The organism is Anaerovibrio lipolyticus (assembly GCF_021531495.1).
Classification (GTDB): Bacteria; Bacillota; Negativicutes; order Selenomonadales; family Selenomonadaceae; genus Anaerovibrio.
Genome location: NZ_JADYTY010000049.1, coordinates 1 through 8,663 on the forward strand (window position 1 = coordinate 1; position 8,663 = coordinate 8,663).

Sequence of the window (8,663 nt, forward strand, 5' to 3'; positions counted from 1 at the left end):
CATACAAAGGAACTAAATGATACTCTGTACGCCTATGGAGAGCACTTCCAGACTGTCTTATCTGAATATATTCCAGCTAAATAAGAATACGGCGGTGGCTGTAGAGAAAGCTGGCAGAATTGTTGCCTATAAGGCAGGTTAGTTTTGGTAATTCTTGTTGGTGGTAACAATAGTCCGGAATGTGGCAAAGAAGCATATGGATTTTGTGACGAAAATCTTACAGGGATATGCAATCATTGTGGTGCAGAGATAAAGATTTGCTTTCGTTGTCCTAGTAGCTGTGTATTACCTACCCCAAAATAATACTTCTATCAGCGATTTGGTTCAGCTGTTGGTGGTGGGAGGTGAAGATGATGGTTTTGCCAGCTGTTTTTAGGCTTGTGAGAAAATCTATCAGCCAGTTTTGGGACTGGCGGTCAAGATCGTTCATAGGTTCATCCAGAATCCAGATAGTGGGATTCATGGTTAGGATGGCGCCTATGGCGGTCTTTTTTTGTTCCCCGCCACTTAGGGTGTAGGGAGTGCGTTCTCTGAGATGCTCTATGCCTAGAAGCTCCAAGGTATCCTGCACCCTGTGTTGGATTTTTTCTTTGGTTAGTCCCATTTGCAGGGGGCCAAAGGCCAGCTCTTCCTCTACTGTACTGCAAAACAGCTGGGACTCTGGCTTTTGCCAGAGATATCCGATTTTTTGATGAAAGGATTTGGACCAGCTTTGCTGCTGCAACAGCTTCCTGCTTACCTCTGTGCCCTGAAAGATGTACTGTCCCTGCAGGGGCAGTAACAGGCCGTTAAGGAGTTTTAGCAGGGTGGTTTTGCCACAGCCGTTATCTCCCATCAGGTGCACTGTTTCGCCACCATGAATTGCACAGCTGAAATTCTGCAATATGGGGCTGGCTCCCTCGTAGCCAAGGGTAATATTTTTTAATGTAATTAAAGGCAGCATAGTCAAAAACCTCAACTAAATTTTGTTTTGTATTTTTCCTTTGGGAGCTAATACTCTAAGTATATATATAATACTATAAGCAGAATGCATATGATGGCAGGGCATATATCTGCCAGCCCAAAGGGCTGTTGATGCCGATGGGGATATTGGCCGGAGAAGCCTCGGCAGATCATGGCCTGATACATTTCCAGGGACATCTGCTGGGATTTGAGATAGACAGTACCTAGAATATTCAGGGTACTGCTGGTTTTGTGAGGATTTCGGCCGATGGAGCGGAGGCTCAGAGCGGTAAGGGAATCCTGAGCAATGCCTCCCAACAAATAAATATATTTAAGGGTGGTGTCCAGAATAAAAATAAACATATGGGGCAGGTGCAGCCAGCTAAGGGTACAGCTTATTTGCTGAAAGCTGTAGCTGTGGATAAATATTCCCGTAGCTACTAAGGAAATAAAGCTTTTGTAGGGTAATAGCATCAGCAAAGGGTTGGGGGTGAGATAGAGGGCTGGCAGTATCAGCACCATAGTAAAAATTCCCATCAGCAGAGCTGGTCTGAGAATCTGCCAAATGGTTTTGCCTTGATAGAGGCAAAGGAGGCACAGCAAAATACAGCAGATACTGTGGAGTAAAATGCTGTGATGGCTTAGGGCACAAATGAGCAGTATCACCAGCCAGGAAGCCATAGCCCCCATAGGGGATGGCTTCAGCCTGCTGTGAGGCTTTGGCTGGAGACTGGGCTGATAGCGCCTTAGTACGCTGGTTATTTTCAGCAGGGATTTGGCTAAAAAATATTCTCTATCTGTGGCAGGAAGGTAATTTTCCTCTTTGACAATCCATTCTGGTAATTTCATTTTTGTTTATTTGGCAACGGCAGCGGACATTAGCTTGAAGGCTAGGATGACCATAGCTGTACCCATAATGGCAGACAGTACATAGCCAAAAATATCTGGCAGTCCGCTAATGGCGTAATCTGGGAAGAATACTTCCAGATTGAAACCCTCTAAGAGTCCCTGAGGGGTATAGCCTAGGGCAGTGCCGGTTTCGGTTAGCTCCGCTATTTCCTCTGGTGCCCATTCTCCCCAGGCAGTGCCTTCAGCCAGCAGGCCCAAAGGACACAGGACAATCATGGCAATCAGGATGGCATAAAGGGCGGAAATAGGGCTTTGGTCAGAGTTGGTGCCAATCTGCTGGCCTGCCTTGGCCTTGGACATATAGAGTACCAGTCCTCCGGTGAAAATGGCTTCTGCCAAGCCGAAAATTGTTAGATGGCCTGCCATCATGGCTGGAATGGAAATGGACAAAGGATATGGGCAGTAAAGAGCCTGTCCCAATTCATTGGTAAAGAGGAGAGGCTGCAGGCCAAATTCTACAGCGGCCACAAGGGCGGCTGCGTTAATCCCGACATAGCCTCCTACAGCGGCAGCTAGGGAATCCGGCAGGTGCTTGCGCAATATCTGGTAGAGGCTGTAGCCTGCCATTGGCAGGACAAAGGCCATGTTGAAGCAGTTGGCCCCTAGAGCTAGAATACCTCCGTCCCCAAAGAAAAGGGCCTGTACCAAGAGAGTTGTGCTTATGGCTAGACAGGCTCCCCAAGGCCCCAGCATAATTGCGGCTAGAGTACCTCCTACGGCATGACCGGTGGTGCCTCCTGGCAGAGGAATGTTAAACATCATGGCTACAAAGGAAAAGGCTGCAGCAATGCCCAAAAGAGGCAGTTTTTCTGCAGGCATTTTTTTCTTTACCTTTTGAATGGATATATACCAAATAGGCGCCATAGCCACAGCCAGCACGCCACAGGTGCTGGGACTAAGATAATTTTCTGGAATATGCATGGTGGATTCTCCTTTTATTTATAAAATCTTATAAGAAACATTATACTAAATTTGCCTAAGCTTTGTCATTATGTAATCGCAACAGGGCTAGAATTAAAGTGGCCAGATTGCAAGAAAGGATAGTCAATATCCGCAAGGATTTCCTGCATAAGGAATCAACTAAGCTTGTAAGGGAAAATCAGCTGATTGCAGTAGAAAATCGTAAATGGACTAGTGCTCAAGGAACCAAGAATATCCTGCCTTTAGGCATGGGGAGTGTCAAGGGGAATTGAAAGAAAAAGAACGGAAATAATATAGGCAGGAATAAAGGCAGGATGCTGTAGGGAGGTGTCCTGCCTTTTCTGTGGATAAAATTTTGTTAAGGCAGGATTAAAAACTTTGTGCAACATAGGTAATCTATGCTATAATAACATGGTTAAAATGTATTTTTAGAAAATCCTTATATTTGGGGGTAGAGTGTTTTGAAGAAAATGTCAGGTAATGAATTGAGAGAGGCTTATCTTCAGTTCTTTGCTGAAAAGAAGGGCCATCTTAGATTGCCAAGTGCTTCTCTGATTCCAGAGAACGATCCTACTTTGTTAATGATTGGTGCTGGCATGGCGCCATTTAAGGCATATTTTACAGGCAAGGTAAAGCCGCCTCGTGGTCGTATTACTACCAGCCAGCGTTGTGTGCGTACCGGTGATATTGAGAATGTAGGCCGTACTGCCCGCCATCAGACTTATTTTGAGATGCTGGGCAATTTCTCCTTTGGTGATTATTTCAAGAAGGAAGCTATTCCTTGGTCCTGGGAGTTCCTGACTGAGGTGCTGGAACTGCCAAAGGATAAGCTGTGGGCTTCTATATATCCAAAGGATACTGAGGCAGAGGCTCTCTGGAAGGCACAGCCTGGCTTCAATCCAGATCATCTGGTAAAGCTGGAGGATAACTTCTGGGAAATCGGCCCTGGTCCATGTGGTCCTGATACTGAGATTTTCATTGATCTGGGTGAGGAAAGAGGCTGCGGCAGCCCTACCTGCGGTGTAGGCTGTGACTGCGACCGTTATCTGGAAATCTGGAACAATGTATTTACCCAGTTTGATAGAACTGAGGATGGCAAGTACAACGATCTGGAGCACAAGAATATTGATACTGGTATGGGACTGGAGCGTATTGCTTCTGTGATTCAGGGAGTACGTAACAACTTTGAGACTGATTTGCTGTTCCCTATTATTGAGTATGCTTCCAAGGTTTCTGGTGTGGTTTATGGTGCCAGCGAGGAGACTGATGTTTCCTTGAAGGTTATTGCGGACCATGCCCGTTCCATGACTATTATGATTATGGATGGCATTCTTCCTTCCAATGAGGGCAGAGGCTATGTACTGCGCCGTATTCTCCGTCGTGCTATTCGTCATGGCCGTATGCTGGGCATCAAGGACAAGTTCCTGGAGGGTGCTGTAGATGCTGTTTATGAAATCTACAAGGATGCCAGTGATTTTGGTGCTTTGGGCCAGAAGAAGGATTATATCAAGAAGGTTATTGCTCTGGAGGAGGATCGTTTCTCTGCAACTCTGGAGCAGGGTATTGAGCTGTTGGATGGCTATATTGCCGATACCAAGGCTGCTGGCAGCAAGGTTCTGTCTGGCGAGCTGAGCTTCAAGCTTTATGATACCTTTGGCTTCCCTTGGGAGCTGACTGAGGAAATCCTCCATGAGCAGGATATGGAGCTGGATAAGGAAGGCTTTGACAAGGAAATGCAGGCTCAGCGGGATCGTGCCCGTGCTGCCCGTGCTGAGAATGAGCGTTATGCTATTCCTGATTTGCAGGGTATTGACACTGCTGCCTTGAAGCATGATCCAGAGGCCAAGTCTGCCAAGGTTGTAGCTATCTGGAAGGATGGACAGCTGGTGGATGAGCTGAGTGACGGCGATGAGGCTGGCATTATTCTGGACAATACTCCATTCTATGCAGAGGGTGGCGGACAGGTTGGCGACAAGGGTGTATTCGTCAGCGAGTTCGGCCGTTTGCAGGCTGTTAATGCCAAGAAGCTGCCTGATGGCACTATTTATCATGAGTGCTATGTTGAGGAAGGTCAGCTGAAAAAGGGCGAGCAGATTGAGATTCAGCTAGATGAGGCTAACAAGCTGGCTTCTGCCCGCAATCATACTGCAACTCATCTCCTGCAGGCTGCCTTGAAGAAAGTTGTAGGTGATCAGGTAAATCAGGCTGGTTCTGCTGTTAATGCAGATCGTCTTCGCTTTGACTTTACCAACTTTGAGCCTGTATCTGCTCAGCAGCTGGCTGATGTAGAGGAGCTGGTAAATCAGGAGATACTCAAGGGCACTGATGTAGTTATTGAGCATATGTCTAAGGATGAGGCTACCGATAAGGGTGCTATGGCTCTCTTTGGTGAGAAATATGGCGATGTAGTTCGGGTTGTCAGCGTACCAGGCTTTTCTATGGAGCTGTGCGGTGGTTCCCACGTAAAGAATGTGGGCCAGATTGGTCTGTTCAAGATTGTCAGCGAGACTGGCGTTGCTGCTGGTGTACGCCGTATTGAGGCTATTACCGGCAAGGCTGCTTTGGACTATGCCTTTGGCAAAATGGCGGTAGTTAAGGAAGCTGCTGACAAGCTGAAGTGCCGTGAGGATGAGCTTCTCCATCACGTAGATGGTGTGTTGGCTCAGAACAAGGAAATGCAGCAGCAGTTGAATGCAATTCATGCAGAGCAGGCTAAGGCGGATGCCGCTGCTCTCTCTGACAGCGTTAAGACTGCCGGTGCATTCCAGGTAATTGCTGCTCAGGTTAATGCTCAGAGCATGGACGATCTCCGCGATATGGCAGATATGTCCTGCGACAAGCTGGATACCGGCGTGGTAGTTCTGGCTGCTGTAAATGATGGCAAGGTAAATCTGGTTGTAAAGGCATCCAAGGCTGCTGTAGCTGCTGGTGCCCATGCAGGCAAGGTTATTAAGGAAGCTGCCCAGCTGGTAGGCGGTGGCGGTGGCGGCCGTCCAGATATGGCTCAGGCTGGCGGTAAGAAGCCAGAGGGGGTACAGGCTGCACTGGATAAGGCGGTTGAGGTACTGACTGCTCAGTCCAAATAATACTAAATAATATGACAAACATTCCCTGATAGTGTACAATAAATACATTAGCAGGGAATGTTTTTTTGTGCAGATAAAGGAAATGATGATTATGGAAGATAAAATGAAAATAGATACAGAGGGGATATTGGATAGGGCGGCGGCCCGCAGATTGTTTGTGGCGGTGGTTATTACTTCCTTTATTGGGCCTTTTGCTGGCTCTGGTATCAATGTAGCTATACCGGCTTTGGGCCAGGAATTTGGGGCTTCTGCCAGGGAACTAAGCTGGGTTGTCTTTGGCTTTTTACTTGGTTCGGCTATGTTTATTCTGCCTACAGGGAAGCTGGCAGATATTTATGGCAGACGGCGGGTATATACCATAGGTTTGTGGCTTTTTGCCAGTACCTTTCTGCTGGGCGCCTGTGCCACCTCGGTGGCTATGCTGAATGTGCTGAGGTTTATCCAAGGCTGTGTTATGTCCCTCATATTTGGGCCTGGTATGGCGCTACTGGTTTCTTCCCATGAAGCTAGTCAGCGGGGCAGGGTAATAGGCTATTCCGCTGCTTCCACCTATAGCGGTTTGTCTATGGGGCCGGTTATCTGCGGTTTCCTTTGTGAATACCTTAGCTGGCGCAGTATTTTTCTAATTACCGGCTTGGTGGTGCTGATAAGCATTTATTTGTTAAAGGATATTAAGCAGGAATGGTATGGGGATAAGGGTGCCTCCATAGATAAAAAAGGCAGTATCTGCTATCTGGTGGCAGCCCCTTTGTGGCTATGTGGCTTGTCTAAGATCACAGAGGGCAGTACGGGCTTGCTGTTGTTGGGAGCTGGTGCCTTGGGGCTATTGTTGTTTTGGTGGATTGAGTCCAAAGCAGAGCATCCTTGTCTGGATGTAAGGCTGTTTCATGGCAATCCGGTTTTTACCTTTAGTAATCTGGCGGCTATGCTTCACTATAGTTCCACCTTTGCCTTGAGCTTTTTGATGTCCCTGTATTTGCAGGTAATTGTAGGCTATACGGCTTCTATGGCTGGCATGATTATTCTGCTGCAGCCCGTGGTTATGGCGGCTCTGTCCCCCAAGGCTGGGGCCTTGTCAGATAGAATTCAGCCGGGGCTGGTGGCCTCTGTTGGTATGACTCTGACCGCTGCCGGCCTTTGGGGAATGTCCTTTTTGACAGGGGATACCCCTATTTGGATTGTGGGCCTGCTTCTGATGTGGATAGGCCTGGGCTTTGCCTTGTTCTCATCTCCTAATAATAATGCTATTATGGGAGCTGTTGAGAAAAAACACTATGGCACTGCTTCCTCTCTGCTGGCCACCATGCGGTTAATGGGACAGTCTACCTCTATGGCGGTAGTTACCATGATTATAGCTCTGTGTCAGGTACATTCCCTAACCGGGGAGGATAATGTACAGCTTTTGGGAGCTATACAGATAGCCTTTAGAATATTTGGCTGTATCAGCATTGCAGCCATATTTATGTCTTTGGTGCGAAATAAGGCAAAATAAAATACATGGTTTGAAAATAGATTTAATGTCAAGATGTTAATGTCAGAAAGGAGCGGTTTTATGAAAAAAGTGTCTACCCTGTTGTTGGCGTTTATGCTGTTGGTTACGGCTGTATTTGCTACAGTGTGTCACGCCAATGAGGAGTCAGCAGAGTGTGCTGCTGTGGAGAATGGACCTACAGATGAAATGCTGGCTCAGCGGGCCAAAGAGCTGGGCTTGGAGTATGTGCCGGGATTGCAGGGAGAGGATAGGTATTATTCCCGCTATGGGGAGCCTATCTATCCACCTAATGATGGTGCGTTGGGCACACCGGAGCCGGTAGTGCTAAAGGCAGGTACTATTCTTACCAGATATGGCCGTGTTAAGGGCAGTTACTTCGGCAACGAGGAGGATACATTTGCTCAGCGGTCCTTGCCTAGAACCACGGATGTGAGCCAGTATCACAAATATCGTCTTAAAAAGGATATGCCGGCAGAAAAGGCAATTATTGCTCCTTGGTTTGGTCAGCCAGGAGGGGGTGTTCAGTACAAAATCTCTAATGAGGTTTTTGCTGAGTTTGATGAATATTTGCAGGTGATATGATGACAGTTCAGGAGCTAAGGAAAATATTAAGCAAGCACCATGTGGATACCTCTTTTTATAGTCTGATGGAGCACAGGCCAATGGTAGGGGAGGTATATACTGCTCTGGATAAGGCTGATGGAGGCTATCGGGTTCGAACCATAGAGCGGATGCAAACTATTGAGGAAAAGCATTTTGAAGATGAGGCTGTAGCTTGCAGATATGTATTGAAAGAGCTGGCCTATGATTATCCAGAGTTAAAGGCTTATTTAAATTGAGAATATGATTAAACAGGGACTGCAAGGCTAAGGAATTAGCAGGCGGTCTCTTTTTTCACAAATTTGTTGCAAAAATCCCCCTCCTGTCGGAAGGGGATAACAAGATTTTTATCAGATTGAAATATTTCCTGTAAGAGGTGTACCTACACGGTAGGCGGTTAATCCTGCCCCTGAAAGGGGGCTTGCCTATGACTTTGTATGATTTTTTGACACTGGTTTTTCTAGTGACTATTTGCATCGTTGCATTAAAGGCATAAGAATAGACCGCCACAGCTACCAACTTTGAGCGGTCTTTCCTATAAACCAATCTACACTTGGGGCAACCATCTATCGGTGCTCCTCTTATTTTTATTATACCTTTCAGGGATGTTAATTGCAAGTCCTGAAGAAAAAAAGAAAGATACCCGAATTGCAATAATAAGTTGAACACCCGGCGAACCTTTATGCAGTAAGTACTGCAAGCATTTCTTCCTC

Annotated in this window: 8 protein-coding genes; 5 read left to right on the forward strand and 3 right to left on the reverse strand. The window is 46.8% G+C overall.

Annotated features, from left to right (window positions below):
- Positions 1 to 289: 289 nt before the first annotated feature.
- The 3 genes from I6E26_RS10595 to cbiM are packed head-to-tail and all read right to left on the reverse strand — an operon-like array spanning position 290 to position 2,772.
- The gene (locus I6E26_RS10595; RefSeq protein WP_235321833.1) at positions 290 to 943 is read right to left on the reverse strand and encodes an energy-coupling factor ABC transporter ATP-binding protein; all 654 of its coding nucleotides are present in this window, start codon (positions 941 to 943) and stop codon (positions 290 to 292) included.
- Positions 944 to 990: 47 nt separating this feature from the next.
- Positions 991 to 1,791, reverse strand: a complete 801-nt coding sequence (locus I6E26_RS10600; RefSeq protein ID WP_235321834.1) for an energy-coupling factor transporter transmembrane component T — start codon at positions 1,789 to 1,791, stop codon at positions 991 to 993.
- Between the two features lie 6 nt (positions 1,792 to 1,797).
- Complete coding sequence (gene cbiM, locus I6E26_RS10605) at positions 1,798 to 2,772, reverse strand: cobalt transporter CbiM (protein ID WP_235321835.1); 975 nt, start codon at positions 2,770 to 2,772, stop codon at positions 1,798 to 1,800.
- A 62-nt stretch (positions 2,773 to 2,834) separates the two neighbouring features.
- Between cbiM and I6E26_RS10610 the strand changes: the two genes are divergently transcribed.
- The 5 genes from I6E26_RS10610 to I6E26_RS10630 all read left to right on the forward strand — a co-directional run bounded on the left by I6E26_RS10610 (position 2,835) and on the right by I6E26_RS10630 (position 8,189).
- Entirely contained in the window at positions 2,835 to 3,044 is a 210-nt protein-coding gene (locus I6E26_RS10610; protein ID WP_328228062.1) for a transposase, read from the forward strand.
- A gap of 198 nt (positions 3,045 to 3,242) precedes the next feature.
- Positions 3,243 to 5,858 (forward strand): alanine--tRNA ligase, encoded by a 2,616-nt coding sequence (gene alaS / locus I6E26_RS10615; protein ID WP_235321840.1) that lies wholly within the window; start codon positions 3,243 to 3,245, stop codon positions 5,856 to 5,858.
- Positions 5,859 to 5,925: 67 nt separating this feature from the next.
- The gene (locus I6E26_RS10620) at positions 5,926 to 7,350 is read left to right on the forward strand and encodes an MFS transporter (RefSeq protein WP_235321837.1); all 1,425 of its coding nucleotides are present in this window, start codon (positions 5,926 to 5,928) and stop codon (positions 7,348 to 7,350) included.
- Positions 7,351 to 7,410: 60 nt separating this feature from the next.
- Positions 7,411 to 7,932, forward strand: coding sequence for a TNT domain-containing protein (locus tag I6E26_RS10625; RefSeq protein ID WP_235321838.1), 522 nt, complete (start codon positions 7,411 to 7,413; stop codon positions 7,930 to 7,932).
- Positions 7,929 to 8,189 carry a hypothetical protein gene (locus tag I6E26_RS10630; protein ID WP_235321839.1) on the forward strand — a complete coding sequence of 87 codons (261 nt, stop codon included), beginning with the start codon at positions 7,929 to 7,931 and terminating at the stop codon, positions 8,187 to 8,189. Before I6E26_RS10625 ends, I6E26_RS10630 begins: the two co-directional genes overlap by 4 nt.
- Positions 8,190 to 8,663: the final 474 nt, after the last annotated feature.